Consider the following 22,481-nt stretch of genomic DNA (forward strand, 5'->3'; position numbering starts at 1 on the left):
AGTTGTTCGTGGTTAGTGTTTAGTGGTTAGTGGTTAGTGGTTAGTGGGAAAAAAATTAACAGATAACTATTACCTACTATCTACTATCTACTATCTACTATCTACTATCTACTATCTACTATCTACTATCTACTATCTACTATCTACTACCTACTATCTACTAACTAATTTTTAATAATTTGGTCTAGCTAAATTTTTAAACTTGGTAAATTGCGGATCAAATAAAAGTTTGACAGTGCCAGTTGGGCCATTTCTGTGTTTAGCAATATTGATTTCTGCAATACCTCGATCGGGAGTGTCATGGTTGTAATATTCGTCGCGGTAAAGCATGATTACTAAATCCGCATCTTGTTCAATAGAATTGTGAACAACAATGTTATTGGCAATAAAATTATGCAAGCCAGGAACAGTCAGATCAAACACCTCTTCCTCGCCGCAAGATTCAATTGAAACTATTTCATCCCAATAAACATCACTTTTGGCAAGAGCAAGCAGCTCATTTGATTGAACAACCTCTGCAATTTTTAAAACTCTTTCTCTACTCAAATTTGTTTTGTAAAGCGCAGAGCCACAATAGGATGTGCCAATGTTGGAATGTAATGCCCTTGTTGTCAATTCAACAGCTTGCATTGCAGGTACAACGTGTATTTTCCAAACTTCTTTGGGGATTATATCTCTATTGGTGTTGTGAATGCAGTTTTCTAGGTGTTCAAAAATTTGTTGGAGTGAACCTAGCTTGTATTCTCCCACTGCTCCAACCTTTTGAATAAATAACTCAAGATCGGGTTTACCAGTTATTTTTACATGGTACTGGTTTCTACCTTTACCCAATTGAGGAACTATCTTGAGTGTTGCATTAATACCAAGCCTTAATAAAAGAGTTTGTACATCAAAAGCCAATCTGTAGCTACTGCTTGCATAATATGCAATAGGTCTTGATTTTTTACCTCCAACTAACTTAATAGAACCATCTGTACTCCAAAGATGTCTGAGAAAGCAAGCTATTAACTCTATTGGTTGTGAGAATAATTCTTGAGGAACAAATTTTTCGTAAGACCTTAAACCAAAAACACCAAGAGAGTCTAGCCATTTGGCTACTGGATTTCTCACACGATGAGTCAAGCGTTGTGTTGCGGACAAGTAAACTTGATACCAGCCGCGTTCAGGTGAAATTCTTGGAACAATTGCATCTCCAAAAACTTCTTTTGCCAAGAAAACAACATTCTCAGCTAAATCTATCTCTTTGGTAGTGTACTGTATAGCATGACGTGGCAATGTACAACCATCACCAATTAAATGCCCTAATAATGCAACTTCAGCATAAGTCATGCTTTGTTTACCAAGGCTGGGTAGATGCCTTGGTAAACATATATGTTGTCTAGGACTTAGTTCATCTAGTCTACGCCAGCCATGAATTGTGAGGAATTTGTGATTAGCTGTGGCACGAATTTTTCGTCCCAATCGAGTTGTTAAGGTAAACACAGGTTTGATACCTGTTGAAAAAGCATGGCTAACAATTGCCTTTTCTAACTGCATTGTCGCTTGATTCAAAGCCCAAACGGCAAAACCGGATTGTCCCACTAATTCTCGAATGGTTACTTGTAAACCGCTATCTGCTAATGTCACCAGAGTATCACCAGTTAAACAACCAGACTCTCTCAAATCAGATAACATTGGACGCTTATTGGTACGTGCTTCTACACCTCGACTCAACTGAGATAGAGCAATGACTGGCACAGATAATTCACGAGCTAATCCTTTAATGCTACGGGTAATTCTAGATAATTCTTGCACGCGGTTATCACCCGCTCCTTCCATCAATTGCAAGTAATCTATAACAATTAGTCCCAATCCTGTACCAACTTCGGCTTGCAAACGCCGCGCTTGAGAACGCATTTCTGTTACTGTAATATTCGGCGTATCGTCAATAAAAATTGGCATCTCTGAAAGTAAGCCAATCGCACGGCTTAAAGGTTCCCACTGAGTTTGACTGATGCGTCCACTCCGCAGATAACCAGATTCAATTTCTGCTTCGCTAGCTATTAATCGCTGCACCAGCTGCTCTTTGGACATTTCCAAACTGAAAATAGCAACTGGTAATTTATATAAAGCAGCAACATTGTAAGCAAGATTGAGACAAAACGCGGTTTTCCCCATTGAAGGCCTACCAGCAACAATGATTAAATCAGAAGGCTGAAAGCCGCTGGTCATAGCATCTAAATCGTAAAATCCACAAGGAATACCTGGCAATGCTACACCTTGATGGCGAGTTTCTATTTCTTCAAATGCATTAACCAAGCTGTCGGAAATATGAACTAGTCCTGATTGGGGTCGTTCTTGCGTAATAGCAAAAACTTTTTGTTCTGCTTGATCGAGGACTTGTGGTAACTCGGTTTCTGTTTGATAACCCAACTGAACAATTTCATTGCCAGCTTTAATTAATTGACGCCGCAGGTATTTTTCCATTACTAGCGATGCCAAAGCGTCAATATTGACTGCTGACACTGTCCGGTCTACAAGGGAGGCTAATTTATTTCTACCACCAACGCGAGTTAGTAAATCGTGGTCAGTCAGCCAATTTGCAACCGAAAGCAAGTCTGTGGGTTTACCTTGACTGTGAAGTACTACAGCAGCTTGATAGATATCTTTATGAGCGCTAATGTAAAAAGCTTCCGGAACTAAGCGATCGCTGACTCTGCTTATGGCTTCTGGATCAAGCAAAATTCCCCCCAGTATCGCTTCTTCTGCTTCGATGTTTTGGGGAGGTAGGCGATCGCTGCCTAATCCTTGAAAATTTAGTTCTTCAGACATATAAGATTTTAGATTTTAGATTTTGGATTTTTATGTAGCCATATTCTCTTATAGTTCAAAATTACTATTATTAAATTAAACAAGAGACGTTGCAATGCAACGTCTCTACACACTACAAATTATATTTAGAAGAATTCGAGCACAAATGGACACAGATAAACACAGATGTGTTTGATGTGTCTGTGTTCCATATGAGAGCAAGGTTGATTTTTAGCTGGCTACAACTTCAATGTTTACTTTTGCGGTTACTTCAGAGTGCAGCTTAATTTCAGCTTCGTATGTACCCAGCCTACTAATATCGGGTATGGTAATGCCACGGCGATCGACTTCTAAACCTGTGGTTTGTTGAATAGCATCGGCTACATCTTGGGTAGTGACTGTACCAAAAATAGCTTCTTTTTCACCAACCTGCTTGGCAATGCTGAAGCTACCAGCTTTTTCCAATGCTGCTTTTTGCTCTTGTGCTTGTTGCTTGAGTTCTAATTGCCGCTGGCGTTCTAACTCTCGGCGGCGTTCCACTTGCTTAAGAATACCAGGAGTAGCAAAAGTTGCCATACTCTTGGGAATTAGATAATTACGAGCATAACCGGGAGCTACTTCTACTAAGTCGCCGGATTTTCCCAGCTTGCTGACATCCTGAGTTAAAACTAACTGTATGCGTTTCGCCATTGTTCTTCTTTTTTCTCTGTTGCTTGTAAAATCTCAATATCTTGGGGTTTCAGCAAGATAGTTCACAAGAGTGTAGCTTTATCCCCAGGAGCTTTGCTTATAGCCAATAAGCCTACAGATCCTAGCGAAATGCAGGGTGCGATCGCAACACTTTTTACGAAAAGTCCTTAGTCATTTGTCATTTGTCATTTGTCCTTTGTAAATAACCAATGACTAATGACTAATGACTCTTGACTAAAATCTATCCTTCATTCCCCGCAGACGCGCAAAGGTTTGCACTGGATCGCGGCTGTTTACTGCTGATTGTAATGCTGGCTGCTCCCAACGTAAAAAGGGATTTGTGCGTTTCTCAACTCCTAAAAGAGAGGGAACAGTTGCTTCTCCCCGGCTGCGACACATTTTCACTTCATCATAACGAGTTTGCAAATCGGGATTATCACTATCTACGGTTAGAGCAAATTGCAAATTTTTTAAAGTGTATTCATGAGCGCACCAGACCCGCGTATTATCTGGTAGAGAACGCAGCTTACTCAGGGAGTCTACCATCTGCGTGGGCGTGCCTTCAAATAAGCGACCGCATCCACCAGCAAAGAGGGTATCACCGCAGAATAATTCCCCTGTCTCTTCTGGGTTGTTGGGAGGGAAGTAATAAGCAATGTGAGCACGAGTATGTCCGGGTACGAAGATAACTTCTCCAACTCTGTCTGCAAATTGTACGCGATCGCCTTGTTGCAAAAACACCTGTTGTCCTGGAATTCTTCCCCGATCCTCGGCTCCACCATAAACTTTTACTTGGGGAAATCTTCGTATCAATTCTTTGTTACCACCGACGTGATCCAAATGATGGTGTGTGTTAAAAATCGCTACGAGTTCTGCTTGTAATTCATGAAGTTTTATTAAAACTGGTTCTGCCTCTGCTGGATCGACAACGGCGGCGATATTTTGTTGGCGATCGTGTAACAGAAAAACGTAATTGTCTGAAAGTGCCTCCAGACGGATTACCTGCATTACAACAACCTCCCTCACAAGTTGATGTTTGATATTCATTTATTTATATTTTTCTGATTGTAGCTGTAAAAATTCATAAAAAACAAGCAAATACAACAGTGTAATTACTTAAATACTCTCACAATTCATACCAATAATATTGATTTATCAGTAAATTTTCTCTGGGAGTAAGAGTATATAGAAAGTTAGATTTATTTTGTTCTTTGGTGCTGTAAAGATACCAAAAAGTTTCGGTCAAAAAAATAATCAAGATTTGCTCTAAGCTGTTAAATCAAATATTCTTAACATTTCCTTTACAGCTTCCTTTTGTACATCAGAAGTAGAGCAGATATTGGCATAAAATTTTGCATCTATCAGGAGAAATATGAGCTATAAAACTTCCATATACAAAAGCGTGGACAATCAGTTAGAATCCGCTGTAAAGGAAATTGTAGAGCGGATTATTAAATCAGGGAAAATGAGCCGTCAAGACCATAAATTGCTTACGTCTAATATACATCCTAATGGTTATTTAAACGATGCAGAACGTCGTCAAATTAATCGGATATTAGACTATATCCAAACTGGACGACTACAATTAATCGACTGGTAATATTTTTGAAATTGTCAGCACTCAGTTACCAGTTATCAGACAATAAACATAACTAAAGTTAGGTGATTTCAATAAATCAAATTATTCTTTGATTGCTCTGATGAAAATCATCTTTATCAAACCTATTTTTTAGGAATCTGATAACTGATAAATAGGTCAACAAAATTAAACGTAAGATTTTACCCCTAACTTAATCTCCCACCAAGGAAAGAGGTTGGGTATATTTTATATTTTTGAAAGTGACATAATTAACTGATAAATTATTCCTAGCCCTTGTTTTGATAATTCTCTCTCTGATTTTTATACAGATGTGCTTTTTGCCATAAAAAATGGCTAAAATCGGTGTAACATAAAATATTTTTATTCTCACTGGTAAATTCACTCAATTATTATCTTCAAAAATCCAATCAATTTGAATATTCAGTGAAAATGCGATAGGAACCATAAAAATTATAGTGTTAAATTATTTTCTGTGTGTGTTCAAGTAAACATAGCTAATTCTTAAATACACTGACAGCTAGTTAGCTAGTGTGGAAATGCCATTTTGATATGTGCCGTTCCCAACCCAACATGAGCAACTAAGAATACATCTACCTGACAACACCGTCAGCGCTTTTATTAAATTTGCCCTGTTTTTTAGAGCTTATTTATAGCTGTAACTGAGGTGTCTAGGTTTCCGAATCGTTTCTTGTGCGGGCTAATAAATGAAGTTAATTCATACAACTACCTGGTATTTTCCAGATACATCAGGTGGTGTAGAAGTATACATAGATTCCCTATTACATGGCTTGCAAGCGCATGGAATAGAAAGTGTAGTTGCTGCCCCCCGACAAAGCACAGAGGAAGACTTTTACGAATATAACGGTACTTTAGTCTATCGCTATCCTGTCTTCCCTAACCCTAACAAGATACAGCAACACAAACAATTACCTCACGGAGGGTTTGAAACTTTTGCCAATTGGTTAAAAAACCATAAAGCAGATGTGTACCATCAGCACTCTTGGCGATTTGACTGCGGCTTGCATCACCTAGCTGTTGCCCGCAAGCTAGGTATGGCAACTGTAGTCACCGTGCATATGCCCGAGCCTCTATGTCTGCGCGGTACAATGATGCGATATGCTCAAGAACCTTGCAATGGGCTGATTGATGCTACCCTTTGCAGTCGGTGTTTGGGCATTCCAGAACGAGTACCTTCTTGGGCAATCAAAACACTAAGTCAAGTTCCTCTCCCTGTCGGTGTAGCCGCAGAAACAAAATTGCGTGGCTCCAAGAGTGTTAAACTCCGCCTATTAGGTAGAACTTTTGGTATTCCCCCTTTGGTAACTGAACATCAGTATCAGCTAAGGCAGCTAGCAAAATTAGCCGATCGCATTGTTGTTCCCAGCAATTGGCAGTATGATGCTTTCCGTTTGAATGGTGTGCCTGAAGAAAAACTGATTCTTTGCCGACAGGGTGTTGCAAACAATTTTACCCAACAAATAACACCAACCAAAGCAGAAAACGCTGCTTTAAAAATTGGCTTTTTGGGTCGCTGGCAAGAAACCAAGGGAGTGCAAATAATCGCAGAAGCAGTACACCTTTTGCCTGCCGATGTACCTGTGGAATTAATTCTTCATGCTACTCATCCAGATAAATACGGTGAAACGAATCGAGAAAAAGTTTTAGCACTTGCTGCTTGTGACAGTCGGATTCGCATTGCTGAACCACTGTCACGTCAAGCAATCTCTGAGGCATTGGCGAATTTTGATTTACTGGCTGTACCGTCCCAATGGCTAGAAACAGGGCCTCTGGTAGTTCTAGAAGCCCAAGCTGTTGGCACTCCGGTATTAGGTGCAAATTTAGGAGGAATTGCGGAATTAGTTCGTCACGGGGTCGATGGTTGGTTAGTTCCAGCCAAAGATATTAAGGCATGGACAGAAGCGATCGCCACTCTTGCTAAGGATAGGAATTTACTCGCTAGACTGCGTCAAGGTATTGGGCTGGTACGTACCATGAGCGTTGTCGCTTCAGAGATGGCAATGCTTTACAAAGAAATTCTCGCAACTCCCTAAAAACAATTTGATAGATTGACGCCTAATTTCTATTATGAATCGGCAAAAAAATAAGTCAAAAGTTTCTATTTTAACGCCCAATTTCTCTAAAGGTGGTGTAGATCGAGCATATTTGCTGGGTCAAGTATTTAAAAAATTAAATTTTGAAGTCGAGATTTTGGGGTTTTTATTTGGCAAAAGTATTTATCCCGAACCACCACCAGACTTGCCAATTTACTGTTTACCAGGCTGCAACTATCCAGAATTTTTTGCTTCAGTGAAGCAACTGTTGACAAAAATTGATGGGGATATTGTCTATGCCATAAAACCAAAACTTACCAGCTATGGTGTCGCTTTATTTAACAAAATTTCTCACCGTCAACCAGTGATTTTGGATATTGATGATTGGGAGTTGAGTTGGCATGGAGGTGATGAGTGGCAGTACCGTCCTACTTGGAAGCAGCTAGGTAGAGACATTCTTAAAAAAAATGGTGCTTTGAGAAATCCAGACCATCCTTTGTATTTAAAGTGGATGGATGCATCGACGCATCGCGCTGATGCTATCACCGCAGATACTCAATTTTTGCTCAATCGCTTTGGTGGCACTTATATACCCAATGGTAAAGATACTGACTTATTCAACCCTCAAAAATACGATCCGCAAGTCAGCCGACAACATTACGGACTAGCAGAATATCGCCTCCTGATGTTTCCAGGTGCACCGCGACCACATAAGGGTATCGAGGATGTGTTAACCGCACTTGACCAACTCAATGAACCTGATTTCAGGCTAGCGATCGTAGGTGGTAATCCCTATGATGATTACGATGAGCAGCTAATTGAGCGTTGGGGACGTTGGATTATTAAATTACCCCAGATGCCAGTAGAAAAGATGCCAGAAGTTGTGGCTGCTGCTGATGTGGTGGTAGTGCCACAGCGGGATACGCCTGTAGCGCGGGCACAATTTCCCATTAAGCTAACAGATGGCATGGCAATGGCCAAGCCTATTTTAGCAACAAGAGTAGGAGATATTCCAGAAATTTTAGGCGACACAGGTTATTTAGCCGATCCAAATTCTCCTGCACAACTTGCAGAACAAATTCGACTGATATTTGAGAATTTAGACGCAGCAAACGAGCGCGGCAAGAAAGCGAGAGAAAGATGTGTAGAAAAATATAGCCTAGAAGCAATGGCATTTACTCTAAAGTCGGTAATTACGCGGTTGTGACTTTAAGGGTAGGCGATTGTAAATTTGGGTTAAATGGATTTCACTAATAGATATTTGTATCTGTGTTTTCACTGAGCATACTCAGAATATGATTTATTTGCTGTGGAAGATTTACGGATTCATAAACTAATTAACGAACTATGTTATCACTAAGTAATTTGTGATCTAAATCACCAATGTTTACCAATAAATTAATACCACTACTAGTAAGATTTGCTAAACCCTATCCAGGCTGGATTATCCTGACAATAATACTGGGCTTTTCTGGAGCATTATTTAATGGGGTGGGTACGGCCCTCATCGTGCCAGTCATTTTAAAAATTGTCGGACAACAGGTAGATTTAACTGGTGCTCCTCCAGTTCTGAAAGCGATTTTATTTCCCTTTGATAATCTGCCAGAGAATTATCGCCTTTGGGTAATGTCAGGAGCAATTATATTTGTAATTTTATGCAAAAATTTAGCGAGCTACTCTAGCACGTTGACATCAAGTGTTTTAACGCGCAGGCTTACGTCTGATATCCGCGAAGCCGGAATAAAGTTATTATTAGAAATTGACTTAGACTACTATGCCAAAATGAAAGTTGGCGATTTAATTAATCGTCTTGGTGGCGAAACTGCTCGTGCTGCTAGTGCTATTGGTAGTGCAGTCAAATTAGTAATTTTGGGAATTACGATTTTAGTTTTTGTTGGCTTGTTGTTATCAATTTCTTGGCAGCTAACAATTGTGACGACAATGTTGCTGTCTTTGGTGACTTTAATAAATCAATATGCCATTTCCAAAGCTAGAAATTTTGGCAAGCAATTATCAGATATTTCTACATCATACTCTGTTTCTGTGCTAGAAACACTAAGTGGAATCCGCTTAGTGAAAGCAACTGGTAATGAAGACAGAGAATATCACAAAATTAAAAAGCTAATTATTGACCGAGAAAAAGCAGATTTTCAATCTCAAGTTCATTCTGAAGCAATTGGCCCTACCAGTGAAGTAGCCGGCATCACAGCCTTAATGCTAATTGTCTTTTTTGCACGAACATTTTTTGCTGACCAAATCGCTTCTTTATCTGCGGTTCTTCTGACATATTTATTAATATTACTGCGACTACTACCATTTATTTCTCAGTTAAATTCTCTTCGGAGTAGTTTTGCTAATACCGCAGCCAGTGTAGATATTGTGGCTGAATTTTTACGGCGCGATCATAAGCCGTTCATGAATCAAGGTAAGCTTTTCTATACCAAATTAGAGAAAGGAGTGCATTTTGATAATATATCTTTTGCCTATCCTAGTAATGATAAATTGGTGCTAAAAGATGTGGATGTTTACTTACCGCGCGGTACTACTTTAGCTTTAGTTGGTGGTTCTGGTGCGGGTAAATCTACATTGGCAGACTTATTACCAAGGTTTTACGATCCGATCTCAGGCTGCATTACCATCGATGGCAAAGATCTCCGTGAATTCGATTTAAAATCGCTGCGAAAAGCGATGGGAATTGTCAGTCAAGATACTTTTCTCTTCAATGATTCAGTGCGAAATAATATTGCCTATGGCAAACCTGATGCTAATGAAGAGGAAATTATTGCAGCAGCAAAGCGAGGGAATGCTTACGAGTTTATCAGCAAATTACCACAAGGTTTTGATACCTTGATTGGCGATCGCGGTGTCATGCTATCTGGAGGACAAAGGCAAAGATTAGCGATCGCTCGTGCATTACTACAAGATCCGGAAATTCTGATCCTTGATGAAGCCACCAGCGCTTTAGATACGGTTTCTGAACGGCTAGTACAAGCTGCAATAGACGATCTCAGTCGCGATCGCACAACCTTAGTAATTGCTCACCGCCTGTCTACCGTCCAAAAAGCCGATCAAATTGCCGTATTAGATCAAGGACGTGTGGTAGAAATAGGAACCCATGAAGAACTTTTACGAAAAGGCGGTTTCTACACCCGTTTGTATGCGCTGCAATTTAGCGATCGCGCAGAAACTTCTACCCACCATCAAAGCTTAATTCGCATCTCGCACGAACTTCGCACCCGGCTAAACTCTATGATTGGTTTCCTGGGCTTAGTACTTGATGATATGGTAGACAATTCTCAAGAACGGCAGGAACTTATAGAAGAATCCTACAAATCAGCATTTAAAATCTTCAATATTATTGATGTTTTGGAAGATATTGTTAAACTGCAACAGCGCTTTTCCTCAACATCATTTCCAAACTCTAACGATAATCTCACCAATGAAAAAGTCACTTTTCAAGAAATTTCCGATCAGTTACGAACACGTCTTAATTCCATGTTGGCTTCTCTCCGTTCTCTTGCCGATAATTTGATAGACAAGCCTCAAGAACAAAATGAATTAATTAAGCAAGCCTATCATTCTGCTATCTATCTGTTGGATACAGTCGAGGTATTTGAAGACAAAATCAAGTTTTTAGTTAATTCAAATTATCCAGTCTAAGAAAATGGTAACAGCAACTATTGGCATGATTAGCAGCTATCGAGGTCTAGAAAAAAGAATAGATTGGCTGTGGCAACAAACCCCTCATCCACTTGGTATTTGGGGCAATATGCAAATGCAAGCACCTGCACCAAAACCAGATTTTCTGCTGATGTATCAGTTTGATTTTTACCAACCTCCTCAACAAAAATCTTGGTGGAACCGCATTCGTAAACAACAGCAAACACCAGAAGTCAATATCGAAAATCTGCTGCGAGGTGTAAACAAAGAACGGATTATTTATTTGCTTCGCGAACCTCCTTTAGAGGAAGTTTTAGACATTACTAAATATAATTATCAACAGGCACAAAAATTTTGTGGCTATGTCTCAGGGCCCGATGATTTTGCTCCCACTCCCAACTACATGCCTGCAATTTGGTATCACGGTAATTCGTTTCGGGAATTAAATGAAATGCCACCGCCGGAAAAAGTTTCTCCTTGCAGTTGGATTACCTCTGGTATTAACCGCACAGCTAACCATCGTCAGCGTTTAGAGTTTTTGCAATCCTTACAAACGAGTGGAATTAAGTTTGAATTATACGGACGCAATTTACCTGCATGGGCAAAAACATCAGGAGAATTAGTCAACAAATGGTATGGCATGGCTCCTTACTATTACAATCTGGCAATTGAAAACTACAGTGACAATAATTGGTATGTCAGCGAAAAATTATGGGATGCTCTCTTAGCATGGTGTCTGCCAATTTACTATGGTGGCCCTGCGGCTGAAAAATTATTGCCACCAGGCAGTTTTCTGCGATTACCTAGTTTGGATGAAAAAGGTGTTGCCTATATCCGAGAAGTAACAGCTACTCCTGATGCTTGGTATGCAGCCAAGAATGCAATCAAAGAAGCACGTCAAATTATTTTACACAAACTAAATCTTTTAAATTGGTTATCAGAATTTGTTGATCAACACGCATAAATTTATGAATGGAATTTGTACATTAGGCAATGACTATGTTTACGACCAAATCGTTGCTTTACTCAATAGTATTGATGCTATTTTAGGGCGAGAAATATCTGTCTGTATTTATCCTTTTGACGAACAGATAAACAGGCTAGCAGCAGAAGTTGCCAAACGACCTAATGTATTTATCTACGATGATAAAGACTCGATTGAGCGCTGGGATCAGTTCATGCTAGCAGCAGCGCCCGAACGTTTAAACCGCAGCAAATTTCGTCTTTATGGTGCTCATCGTCGTTTTTGTGCTTTTGATGGCCCCTTCGATAAATTTATTTACTTAGATGGCGATACTCTAGTGATGAATTCACTGGCAATGGTGTTTGAAAAACTAAAAGATTATGATTGGGTAGTTTATGATTTCCAATTTACAGATGTTAGCAAAGTTTATAATATTCAATCTCCTAAATTACTTGAAATTTTTGAACAAAGCCGCATTGATACTGAAATATTTTGCTCAGGTTTTTATGCCTCTAAACGGGGAATGTTTAACGCAGAACAAAGAGAGTGGTTGTTATCCCAACTGCGAAGCGGTGAGGCAGAAATTTTATACGCAGGTGCTGGTGAACAACCACTGTTGAATTACATGGTGATGCGATCTGGTCTTTCTAGTTATAACTTTGCTGTGCAATTACCAGAAAATCAAAAAACTGGATGTTCTGCAACTTCAAAACACTTTGAAGAACGAAATCATATTTTATATGACAAAGGAAACCGCCTAACTTACCTGCATTACATCGGTGTTCAGCCTAAAATGATGCACGCGGTTTGTTCTGGTGAAAACATAGATTTTCCCTATCGAGATTTGTTTCTCTACTATCGTTACCTTCATGAACCTGAAAAGCGTCCAGTATTTAGCATTCCTCCAGAAAATTATCAGTCTCCAAATCCTAGTTTACTAAATAGGGCTTTGCGAAAATTAAAATTAATTACTAAAGGATAAATTATGCAGCGGGGAATTTATATAGTTGCCAATGACCGCGTTTTGGATAATGCGATCGCACTACTCAACAGCATTCGCCTTTACGATCAACAAGTGACCGTTGTTCTCATCCCATTTAATGATGATTATCACAAAGTAGCAGATATTTTAGGCGATTTACACAATGTACAAATTTTTCCTGACCTAGACTTTGTTAATAGTTTCACCAAACGCATCGGAGAAATTTTTCCTAGAGATTTCTTATCTCTACCTAACAAGATGCGAAAACTGGCAGTATGGTTTGGGCCGCTAGATGAATTCATTTATGTAGATACGGATATTATTGTTTTTGAAAAAATTGCTGAGAATTTAAACAGGCTATTGGAAGTTGATTTTTTCTGTTGCGATTATCACCACAAAAGTGAGGGATTGCGGAATATCTTTTCTCCACTTGTCAAAGAAAAACAAATTTTTACAGAAGAACAACTTCAGGATGTTTTCAATAGTGGCTTTTGGGCTTCCAAAAAAGGTATAATTACAGAGCAAGTAATGGAAGAAACGTTGCAGGAATGTGCAACGCACAAGGAATATTTTGACTTTTCTTGTGGGGTAACAGACCAACCTATTCTTAACTATTTAGTTCTCAAACACATTGACAAACGTTGTAACCTCGTCAGACTTCCAGGGGGAGAACCCGGTAGTTGGGCTGGTTCTCGCCATTTTCAAGAGAAAGACTATGTTCTCTACGATCGCACTCAGAGGCTGAAATATCTGCATTGGGCTGGTACAGCTATTAAACCTGGTTGTCCTTATTGGAAATTGTGGGAACACTATCGTTATCTCCACGAAGGTAGAGTTCCCTTACTGCAAAAACTATTTCGTCGTTAATTTCCTTTAGAGGTTTGCAATGACAAATGGCATTTATACTTTAGCCAATGATGTCGTTTACGATCAATTGGTTGCCTTACTCAATAGCATAGAAGCCAATGCTGGTAGAGAAATTCCTGTTTGCGTAATTCCCTACGATCGCCGTTTAGATAAGGTACGTGCGGAAATTGCATCTAGAAAGAATGTCACATTGTTTGAAAATGAAAGTGCGATCGCCTACTGGGAGAACTTTGTTACTCAAGCATGGAAAACTCATCCCAGAACACAAAGAGTTTGGCGAGAATGGGGTGTTACGGGAACCTATCGTTTAGCCATGCACCGAAAACTTTGTGGTCTGAATGGGCCCTTTGATAAATTTATTTATTTTGACGCAGATACCCTATTAATGGGTTCTTTAGACTATGTGTATCAAAAATTAGATAACCATGATTGGGTAGCAAATGATTTTCAATATCGGTCTGATTTGAAATATATTTTTGATGGTTCACCAGAACTTTTGAGAAAAGTTTTCACTCAAGAACAATTATCCTCTCAAATATTTTGTGCTGGTTGGTTTGCAGCTAAAAAGCAAATTTTTACTGAGATGATGTTAGCCGATTTACTAGAAAAATTAAAGTCTGGTGAAGCTGATGTTATGGCATTAGGAGGCCCCGATCAATCTTTATTTAACTACATGGTTTTGCGTAGTGGGGTTAGCTATTATAACTTTGCTTATCATGATGTAGACCAGGTAACTGGTAATCACTGGTCTTCTAAATTTGATGTAGTAGATAATGTTCTATACGATCAAGGTCGGCGACTGACATACCTACATTACATGAGCATCGGTTCATCACAATTTACACATCTGTGTGCTGGGGAAGATGTTGATATTCCCTACAGGGATGTGTTTCTATACTATCGGTATTTGCATTCACCAGAATCTAGACCAAAAACCTTTAATCTTCCTAGTCCTCTGACAAGTTTGCAAAGGTCTACAAGCAGTTTTTTGAGCCACAAAGCTAAGAGACTTATGCGTAAATATCGTACGTTTAAAGATAAAATCTCGAAATAAACTCTATGCTGCTTTATAGCTACTTAACTGCTTATTTTAGAGGTTGTCTAAAAAGTTATCTATCTCAACTTCCAAGCTGTTTTCTATTCCCCTAAATCCCCATTTTTAAGGAGAACTTAGTACAAAATTTCATATATTCGTAGCGAAGAAAACTCAGAAAAACTCTGCGTACCTCCGCGCTGACTCCGCGCTCCTCTGCGTTTAAAAAAGCTAATATTTGATGCAAAGCTGTACTTAGAGAAAATTATTCCCCCCTTTTTAAGGGGGGCTAGGGGGGATATGATAGTTAAATCGAGCTTTTTCTACCTCATAGAATCTAAATCAAGAGATTGCATTCCTTGCCGTTCTACAAAAGCCATCATACTTCCCAGTTGCAACCAAACTAGTAAGCAAGTCAAAAGAGTGACTGGCACACCAACTGCATAGGCAAGCAAAGGTGGAAAACCAAATATCTCAAACCCTGAACAAAGAAAGAGTGCTACACCACCAGTTATTCCTAGAAATGGCACGATTAACTGTTTAATAGACAATTTAGAACCGGAATTTTCTGCACCATCACTTTGCCATTTACTCACAATTATTCTTAGCGTTCCAGACAAGGCTAGACCAGAGGTGATAGCAGCAAATAACCCAAAAACTAGTAGTAAATAAGGCGGTTGTAGAGGGTAGTAGTACATGAAAACTCCTGATTATATTAAAAAGTAAGAGGTAAAAGGCAATAGAAAAATTTTACCGTTTTACTTCTTACTTTTTGAACTTTGTTACTGCTGACTACCAAAAGTTGTCAAAGCTGTAACTGAGGGTAATATTGCCGCAACCCCCTCTTTAGATAAATCTGTTAAAACTCCAATCGCTACATTTAACAAGCGATTTGGTTGTAAATCATCTTTAACTAAGTTCCACAAACGTTGGACTTCTTCGGTATGCAAACGGTCATCTTCGGTGAGGGCTAATACCAATTGTCGACGCAGATACTTGCCTTCATCAGACAGTAAATATTGCAATCCTAATTTAGCTGTAGGCAAGACATCAAAGCTTTCATCCGTGCGGGCGATCGCTATCAAATTTTCTAACCGCTGCCACTGGAATTTACCATCTTTGAACAACACATTTAGCAACCGTCGGCGCAATTGCGGAGATTCGCCTGTCAACAGACGCCTTGCTACATAGGGATAGGCCACTTCCACAATTTTGAAGTTGGGGTTGAGGCTGAGGGCGATACCTTCCTGTGTCACCAAAGACCGAATAATTAAAGCAAATTTGGCAGGAACTCGGAATGGATACTCATACATCAGCTCCGAGAATTGATCTGTAATGGTTTTGAAATTAAAATCTCCCACGTTCCTGCTAATGGCATCACCCAACAGCCTTTCTAATGCTGGTACAATCGGGCAAATATCTGTGTCTGATGTCAAGAAACCCAGCTTCACATAATCTTCGGCTAAGTCGCTGTAGTCTTTGTTGACCAGATGCACTATTGCATCAACCAGAGTTTCTTTAGTGGTTTCATCCAACTGATCCATCATGCCGAAATCAATGTAACCCATTCGACCATCCGGCATAGCAAACAAGTTACCGGGATGGGGGTCAGCATGAAAGAAACCGTGTTCTAATAACTGTTGCAAACCAGAGGTGACGCCGATTTCGATGATAGCTTCCGGGTCTAAACCTGCTTCCTTGATTCTTTTAGTATCGGTAAGCTTATATCCATTCAGCCACTCTAGGGTTAAAACCCGGGTTGAGGTATAACGCCAGTAAATAGCTGGGACTTTAACATGGGGGTCGTTGCGGAAGTTGGTTGCAAATTTTTCAGCGTTGCGACCTTCGTTAAGATAATCTATTTCTTCAAATAATTTAGTACCAAACTCATCCACTATCAAACTTAGGTCATGACCGAGATTGAGAGGCAACCAAGGGCTTAACCAACTCGCAGCCCACCGCATTAAATAAAGGTCAAGGGTGATAACTGGACGTAAGTTGGGTCGTTGCACTTTCACCGCCACTTCTTCACCACTTAGCAAACGACCCTGGTAGACTTGACCTAAGCTAGCAGCAGCAACGGGAGTGGGTGACAACTCACTATATATTTCCTTGACTGGGCGACCTAGTTCAGTTTCGATAATTTGGTAGGCGATCGCATTATCAAACGGCGGTAATTGGTCTTGCAGTTTTACCAATTCTTCTAAGAAATCTTTGCGTACCAAATCTGGTCGTGTTGATAGGGCTTGACCAACTTTAATAAAAGTAGGCCCTAGGCGTGTGAGCAATTGCCGCAGTTCGGCAGCTCGTTTCAACTTGTTTTGCTCTACTTGATTTTGCCATTCATCCCACTTGAGGCTTAATATAAATACGGCAAAAGACCAAATAATTTTCAGCGCCCGCCCCCAAGCCAACCAAGGACGATAGCGGTAGTAACGAGCGATCGCCTTTGGATCGTAGCGTCGATTATTTTGTGTAAGGGTCTGCAAGCTCACTCGCTTATTTACCTCGTTTCATTTAAAATAAAAATTTGCTTTCCAGAGCCGCATCCGGCATCCTTCCAGCTCAACAAAATTCCGTTCGACTATTCCTCTGTAGCTTTGCGGAATTTAGCCAAACTTTACTAAAAGTTACTCTTTATCTTTTATTTTATATTAATATACAAAAGTATAAATACTTAAACTTAAGTTTGAAAAAGAATATATCTTAGCCGTATAAAAACCTTATGGTATCCATTGTATCTTAACTATCACCACTAGTGATGATACAGAGACCAGCCACACTTTAATATTGCTATCATTACAGGCTCTACATCAAAAGAGTTTTATTTGTTTGTGTTGTATTAAAAAATACAATAGAACTTGCAAAATTTTGAAAAATATAAAACTACTCGGTATCATCTTCCTTCGTGAGCTACACTAGGACGAGAAATATTACAGCCTCCGCTCCAGTTGATTTATAGAGGCTATTTCATGAAAGTTTTTCAATTTGTAATAAACCGCTTGCGCTTGCCGACTCTACTGATATTTATCGCTAGCGTAATTCTTGCTTTTTTTCTTGGCAGTCTGGCAACTCCCAGCCAAACTCCCACGCGAGACAAGTTTCTTTGGCCCTTTTCATCCACGTCTATTTGGAATATGCCCATCGGTTCCAAAGCCCGTTATGTACCAGCAAAAATTGGTAAAGCAAGCACTATTTCGGCGGATCAAGAATACTTCTTCAAGCTCAAAAAAGGCGATCCATTGCGTGAATTATATGAGCCTGGTGCTTGGGGTGAAGGGCGTTGTAAAGGCACTAAACTCGTGGGAATTGCACCATTGCCGATTCCAGACGACTTAATTGTTCCAGATGCTACGAGTAAGCCGTATTATACACCCAACAATGCTTCTGCTTTTCTGTTGCCAGATGGTAAAACCTTAGTGCAAATCGCCCCACTGGCTCGTTGTCAACCTGGAAGCCCACTCTATGGCTTCCATTATTATTATGACCTTGATATTTACGGAGAGGGAATAGGCGGATCGCATTTTGGTTCTGGTCTTTCTGCTATTGGTGGCTCTATTCGCAAAGGTGAATTGATTGGCAACAAACCTATTCGTCACGCCTTAAAAGTTGTGATTTGGGGAAAAAAATACCTTTACTACTCTAAAAAGATTCCCGGTCATCGCTGGCCGGCAGACAATGCAGATAACTATGCAGCCAACCACTATCATGGTAAAAACCCTGCTCTTGTGCAAGGTTCGCTACTAGCAATTCCTCCCAAGGTAACTGAGGCGAGTCTCAAGTTGCAAACACGCCCTGGAAAAAAACTTTTTCATGCCTTACAAGATTACGGTGCTTACGTTGTTGATGACGCAGGCTGGGACATTCATTATTTTGCAGTGGAAAAAGGAGTTGTGGAAGAGTTTCATGATGCTTACGGATATGATTTCGTTAGTACAAATGGCGATTTCTATGAAGACTCTATGAAACTATTCCAAGCACTTCACATAGTTGATAATAATAGTCCGAAAAGTATCGGTGGTGGTGGGAAACGGCGTGCACCTCTTGCTCCACCAATTGGCAACTGATCTGCCATTACACATCTTTATAAGCAACAATTGAGTCTGCAAAAATTGGGATTAATCTTGAAATTGATTCAAAACCAGGCTTCCAAGGAGCAATAAGTTTTTCTATTAATAGACCGGGATACTTCGTCCATTTCCGCAAACCAGCACCCACGATTTTATATCCGCGATCGCGAAAATAACTGCGCGGTACATAACTCAAGTGAGCTTCAAAATCATTAAACCCGACTACAGTATCTAAACCTTCTCTAAAGCAAGGATAATTAGGCGTTGAAATTATGACTCTTTTTTTAGCAGCACTTTCCAAAGTATTTAAAAACTCTTCAACTTTTGCTTGTTCAATGTGTTCAATTATTTCACACGCTAAAACTGTATCCCATTGACCTGATAAAGATGATGGCATAACCTGATGCCAAACATGACGATAAACTTGCTGTTGAGAACAAAATTCTACATTGCCTTGAAACGCATCAATACCATCAACTAATGGAGATTTTTCTAATCCGGCTTCCCAATAATTAGCTTGAATTAAATTCCCCCATCGTCCCAAACCACACCCAACATCTAGCACTGTTTCTCCTGTAACTAAGGGGATAACTATTGGATCTAGATAAAGTGGAGAAGAACTCATATTCACTCCAAAAATTTCATTGGCTTATGGCATTACTTTCAGAAATTGACTTTTGTAAGAGATTTATTATTCCTACATCGAATTAGCTATCTCTTTCTCGAACACACCAAGCGCCCGAACCATAGCCTGATCCATGTCGTAGTACTTATATTCAGCAAGCCGTCCCACAAATATTACCGTACCATTCAGTTTCTCTACCTCTTTGAGGTAAAGGTCTAGCAGTTCGCGGTTCTCCTCACGGGGGATGGGGTAATAGGGGTCGTTTTTTCCTGGTACGTAAGCTTGAGGATATTCCATCACCAAAGTCGTTTTGGGTAATGTTTGCCCCGACAAATATTTTTGTTCAGTAATGCGGGTGATGTCGTATTCGTTGGGGTAGTTGACCGTACCAACCTCTTGATAATGCTCTTGATCCAAAGTGTCAAACTGAAAGCGCAGACTACGATAAGGCAACTCGCCATACATGTAATCAAAGAAGGTATCAATTGGTGCGGTACAGATGATCCGGTTAAAATTAATTTCATTGATAATTTCCCGGTAATCTGCGTTCAGGAGTACCTTGATGTTGGGGTGAGCAAGCATTCGGCGAAACATCTCGGTGTAACCGTGCTTTGGCATAGCCTGATATCTATCCTGAAAATAACGGTTATCCCGACTGATATAAACCGGAACACGTCCTGTTACTCCACGATCCAATTCTTCGGGTTTTAACTCCCACTGCTTCATTGTGTAGTGGAGGAAAATATTCTCATAAATGTAGTTGGCTAAAAAATCTAAATCTCCGCTGGCGCTTTCACGCAACTTGAGAATAGGGACTTTAACTCCAAAACCGAAATGTTCTAGAAGCAAATTCTCCAACTTCTCTGCATAGCGTGGAGGAAAAAGAGCATAGAGGGAATTTAGATTAAAAGGAATAGGCACTTTCTTGCCTTCTACTACTCCCAGCACATGATGATAGTAGTGTCTCCATTCAGTAAATTGAGAGAGATAATCCCAAGCTTTTTTAGACTTGGTGTGGAAGATATGAGGGCCATACTTGTGTACTAAGATGCCATGCTCGTTGTAGGAATCGTAAGCATTGCCGCCGATGTGGTCTCGCCGTTCTACAATCAGTACTCGTTGTGCCAATTGAGTAGCAATCCGTTCAGCTAGCACGCAGCCTGAATATCCAGCCCCTATAATTAGCCAATCTACTTTCATGCTGCTTCTCCTTGTTTGACATAGTTTGGATGTTGAAACTTTGTCTTATTTTTGAGGTTCAAGATACTTTTGCCAAAATTGCATAGAGGTTAAATCTTTGAATGCTTTTTTCCACTCTGCACTGACACTTGACCATCTCACATAACTTCTAATTGCAGAATTAAACCAAGTAAATAAAATATTAAGACCAGCTTTTTGATCCAATTCGTACTGATAAGAGTTAGGATTTTCCTCTATGACATAAAGAATTCTTTTTTTAGCTAACCCTTTACAAAGGGTGTCACGTTCTTTTTCTTTAACACTAAATCGAATGACCGCAGTCTCATCAGCAATTAGAAATTGCGGGAGTAAATGACCATTAAGCGTTAACAAACTAACCAATTTTTGAACTTTATCGGCTCTTGTAATTTGAGAAATTTCACTACTTGAAACGGAATCAGTCAGTATAGTTTGGTTTTTATAACTTCTACTGGATTCAAAAATCTTGGCATGCAGTATCTCTGGAGTATTGCTTGTAATGAAATTAGGGCCTTGCATATAATCTTCAAAACCTTTGACTACCATTTGTGCGGAGTTGTAATCAAAGATGAATAAATAATAGAGTATACAATTTGTGAAAATTTTAACTGTTTTCACATATTTCAATGAACTATGAATTGAATTGGTTATTAAGTGGTTGCGAATGTAATAGTAGAAATCCCAAATAGGTCTTTTAGCATAAAAGGGTTCGTGCCACACAGCTACAGACGGAAAAGCCACTATTCCGTTCTCAAAATGTTCGTTAATTCTTAAACCAAATTCCATGTCATCTATTTTGATAAACAAGGGGAGCGGTAATCCAATTCTTTCGACAATTTCTTTAGAAAAGCCAAAAAACCAAAATCCCCCATAATCTATATTGTCTTCTAACAAAAGTGAGTTCAGTGTGGTGGTATTTCGTAAATCAAGATTGTGCTTTAGAGGATAGCCTGTGAATTTATCCTGCTTGATCTTTCCTTCATCGTCGATGGATTTGTTGTATATTGCTCCTGCTTCATACAAAATGTGTTTTTTGTATGAATCCAGCATGCTACCAGCTACAGCAAAATCTTGCTTCGCGTACTCATACAAACAAAAAAGCTTATAAATAGCTTCACTGTCTAACTCGATATCGTCATCCATAAACAAGAAGTGTGTATAAACGCCTTCCTGTAAGGCTTCGATTAATCCTTTGGTAAAACCGCCACTTCCACCGAAATTGCGATTAGAAATAAGCTTAACTCTATAGTCCTTAAAATCACTCGCATTTAGAGTTCTGCCATTGTCTACTACAAAAACTTTGAACTTTTTATCCTGCAAGAAACTGTCTTGCAAAATAGTATTGACTGTCTTTTTTACATAAACTTCTTTTTTAAACGTACAAGTGATGATAGCTAATGACACATCCCGATACTTTTCTTGTTCAGTTACAACTAACCCTTCTGTAAACAAACCTTGTTTGCTGATGCAAGTTATTTCCAGATAAATGCGTCCAGATTCTTGGCTTTGCTTGAGTTCTGGCAAAATAACTTTCACATAATCTGATAATTGGCAATCCTTAATAGTTTGAGTAAAAATAAGTTCTCTTGTACTCGCTTCCGAAGTTTCTCTATAAGCAAAAACCTCAAAATCTCCCTCTAACTTCAGTAAATAATACAGTGATTTAATAGAGGTATATTTTGTATAGTATTTTTCGTAGATTGAGTTGAAATAAGTGTTCAAAGATATGGTACTATCTTGATGTAAGATAATTTGGTTTTTGTCTCCATCAAAATTAATTAATATATCATTAGAAACTTTGAAGTATAAATCAGAAATTTCAGCAGTTTTAGGAAATTGTACTCTGCTTACTACGTTCATTTGCTTTCCACCTTTTTATTTTATAAGCGTTTAATCTAAGATTTGAGTGTGATATTTATGTTGGTTAAATC

Annotated in this window: 17 protein-coding genes; 9 read left to right on the plus strand and 8 right to left on the minus strand. The window is 39.3% G+C overall.

Translation table 11 applies throughout. From position 1 onward, the window contains the following. Positions 1 to 171: 171 nt before the first annotated feature. The 3 genes from HXY43_RS13910 to gloB form a co-directional block, all read right to left on the minus strand. Entirely contained in the window at positions 172 to 2,811 is a 2,640-nt protein-coding gene (locus tag HXY43_RS13910) for a replicative DNA helicase (RefSeq protein ID WP_290883770.1), read from the minus strand. Positions 2,812 to 3,021: 210 nt separating this feature from the next. Further along, on the minus strand, positions 3,022 to 3,480 hold the full coding sequence (gene rplI, locus HXY43_RS13915; RefSeq protein ID WP_026734393.1) for a 50S ribosomal protein L9: 459 nt from the start codon (positions 3,478 to 3,480) through the stop codon (positions 3,022 to 3,024). A 234-nt stretch (positions 3,481 to 3,714) separates the two neighbouring features. Beyond that, a complete protein-coding gene (gene gloB / locus HXY43_RS13920; RefSeq protein WP_290883772.1) occupies positions 3,715 to 4,488 on the minus strand; it encodes a hydroxyacylglutathione hydrolase in 774 nt (257 codons plus the stop codon). A 457-nt stretch (positions 4,489 to 4,945) separates the two neighbouring features. On the opposite strand from gloB, the gene HXY43_RS26955 reads away from it, so the two are divergent. The 8 genes from HXY43_RS26955 (at position 4,946) to HXY43_RS13960 (ending at position 14,658) form a co-directional block, all read left to right on the plus strand. Then, positions 4,946 to 5,080 carry a hypothetical protein gene (locus HXY43_RS26955; protein WP_367161485.1) on the plus strand — a complete coding sequence of 45 codons (135 nt, stop codon included), beginning with the start codon at positions 4,946 to 4,948 and terminating at the stop codon, positions 5,078 to 5,080. Between the two features lie 704 nt (positions 5,081 to 5,784). Continuing rightward, complete coding sequence (locus HXY43_RS13930; protein ID WP_290883776.1) at positions 5,785 to 7,131, plus strand: glycosyltransferase; 1,347 nt, start codon at positions 5,785 to 5,787, stop codon at positions 7,129 to 7,131. 34 nt (positions 7,132 to 7,165) lie between these two features. Next, complete coding sequence (locus tag HXY43_RS13935; protein WP_290883778.1) at positions 7,166 to 8,338, plus strand: glycosyltransferase family 4 protein; 1,173 nt, start codon at positions 7,166 to 7,168, stop codon at positions 8,336 to 8,338. Positions 8,339 to 8,514: 176 nt separating this feature from the next. Next, entirely contained in the window at positions 8,515 to 10,791 is a 2,277-nt protein-coding gene (locus tag HXY43_RS13940) for an ATP-binding cassette domain-containing protein (protein ID WP_290883780.1), read from the plus strand. A 4-nt stretch (positions 10,792 to 10,795) separates the two neighbouring features. Beyond that, positions 10,796 to 11,755, plus strand: a complete 960-nt coding sequence (locus tag HXY43_RS13945) for a glycosyltransferase family 10 (protein ID WP_290883782.1) — start codon at positions 10,796 to 10,798, stop codon at positions 11,753 to 11,755. 4 nt (positions 11,756 to 11,759) lie between these two features. After that, complete coding sequence (locus tag HXY43_RS13950) at positions 11,760 to 12,737, plus strand: Npun_R2821/Npun_R2822 family protein (RefSeq protein WP_290883784.1); 978 nt, start codon at positions 11,760 to 11,762, stop codon at positions 12,735 to 12,737. A gap of 3 nt (positions 12,738 to 12,740) precedes the next feature. Beyond that, a complete protein-coding gene (locus HXY43_RS13955; RefSeq protein ID WP_026734385.1) occupies positions 12,741 to 13,604 on the plus strand; it encodes an Npun_R2821/Npun_R2822 family protein in 864 nt (287 codons plus the stop codon). Between the two features lie 19 nt (positions 13,605 to 13,623). After that, a complete protein-coding gene (locus tag HXY43_RS13960; RefSeq protein ID WP_290883786.1) occupies positions 13,624 to 14,658 on the plus strand; it encodes an Npun_R2821/Npun_R2822 family protein in 1,035 nt (344 codons plus the stop codon). A gap of 302 nt (positions 14,659 to 14,960) precedes the next feature. Here the strand turns inward: HXY43_RS13960 and HXY43_RS13965 are convergent, their stop codons facing one another. Both HXY43_RS13965 and HXY43_RS13970 read right to left on the minus strand, forming a co-directional pair. Then, complete coding sequence (locus HXY43_RS13965; RefSeq protein WP_026734383.1) at positions 14,961 to 15,335, minus strand: hypothetical protein; 375 nt, start codon at positions 15,333 to 15,335, stop codon at positions 14,961 to 14,963. Positions 15,336 to 15,419: 84 nt separating this feature from the next. After that, on the minus strand, positions 15,420 to 17,132 hold the full coding sequence (locus tag HXY43_RS13970; RefSeq protein ID WP_290883789.1) for an AarF/ABC1/UbiB kinase family protein: 1,713 nt from the start codon (positions 17,130 to 17,132) through the stop codon (positions 15,420 to 15,422). A 477-nt stretch (positions 17,133 to 17,609) separates the two neighbouring features. Here HXY43_RS13970 and HXY43_RS13975 point away from each other — a divergent pair, with 477 nt between their 5' ends. Then, positions 17,610 to 18,704, plus strand: coding sequence for a hypothetical protein (locus HXY43_RS13975; RefSeq protein ID WP_290883791.1), 1,095 nt, complete (start codon positions 17,610 to 17,612; stop codon positions 18,702 to 18,704). A gap of 7 nt (positions 18,705 to 18,711) precedes the next feature. Here HXY43_RS13975 and HXY43_RS13980 read toward each other — a convergent pair whose 3' ends face one another. The 3 genes from HXY43_RS13980 to HXY43_RS13990 all read right to left on the minus strand — a co-directional run bounded on the left by HXY43_RS13980 (position 18,712) and on the right by HXY43_RS13990 (position 22,410). After that, positions 18,712 to 19,332 carry a methyltransferase domain-containing protein gene (locus HXY43_RS13980; protein ID WP_290883793.1) on the minus strand — a complete coding sequence of 207 codons (621 nt, stop codon included), beginning with the start codon at positions 19,330 to 19,332 and terminating at the stop codon, positions 18,712 to 18,714. 72 nt (positions 19,333 to 19,404) lie between these two features. After that, positions 19,405 to 20,532 (minus strand): UDP-galactopyranose mutase, encoded by a 1,128-nt coding sequence (glf, locus tag HXY43_RS13985; protein WP_026734379.1) that lies wholly within the window; start codon positions 20,530 to 20,532, stop codon positions 19,405 to 19,407. Between the two features lie 45 nt (positions 20,533 to 20,577). Continuing rightward, positions 20,578 to 22,410: a glycosyltransferase gene (locus tag HXY43_RS13990; RefSeq protein WP_290883796.1), complete on the minus strand. Its 1,833-nt coding sequence runs from the start codon at positions 22,408 to 22,410 to the stop codon at positions 20,578 to 20,580. Positions 22,411 to 22,481 lie beyond the last annotated feature (71 nt).

It is taken from the genome of Fischerella sp. (assembly GCF_013388695.1).
Lineage (GTDB): Bacteria > Cyanobacteriota > Cyanobacteriia > Cyanobacteriales > Nostocaceae > PCC9605.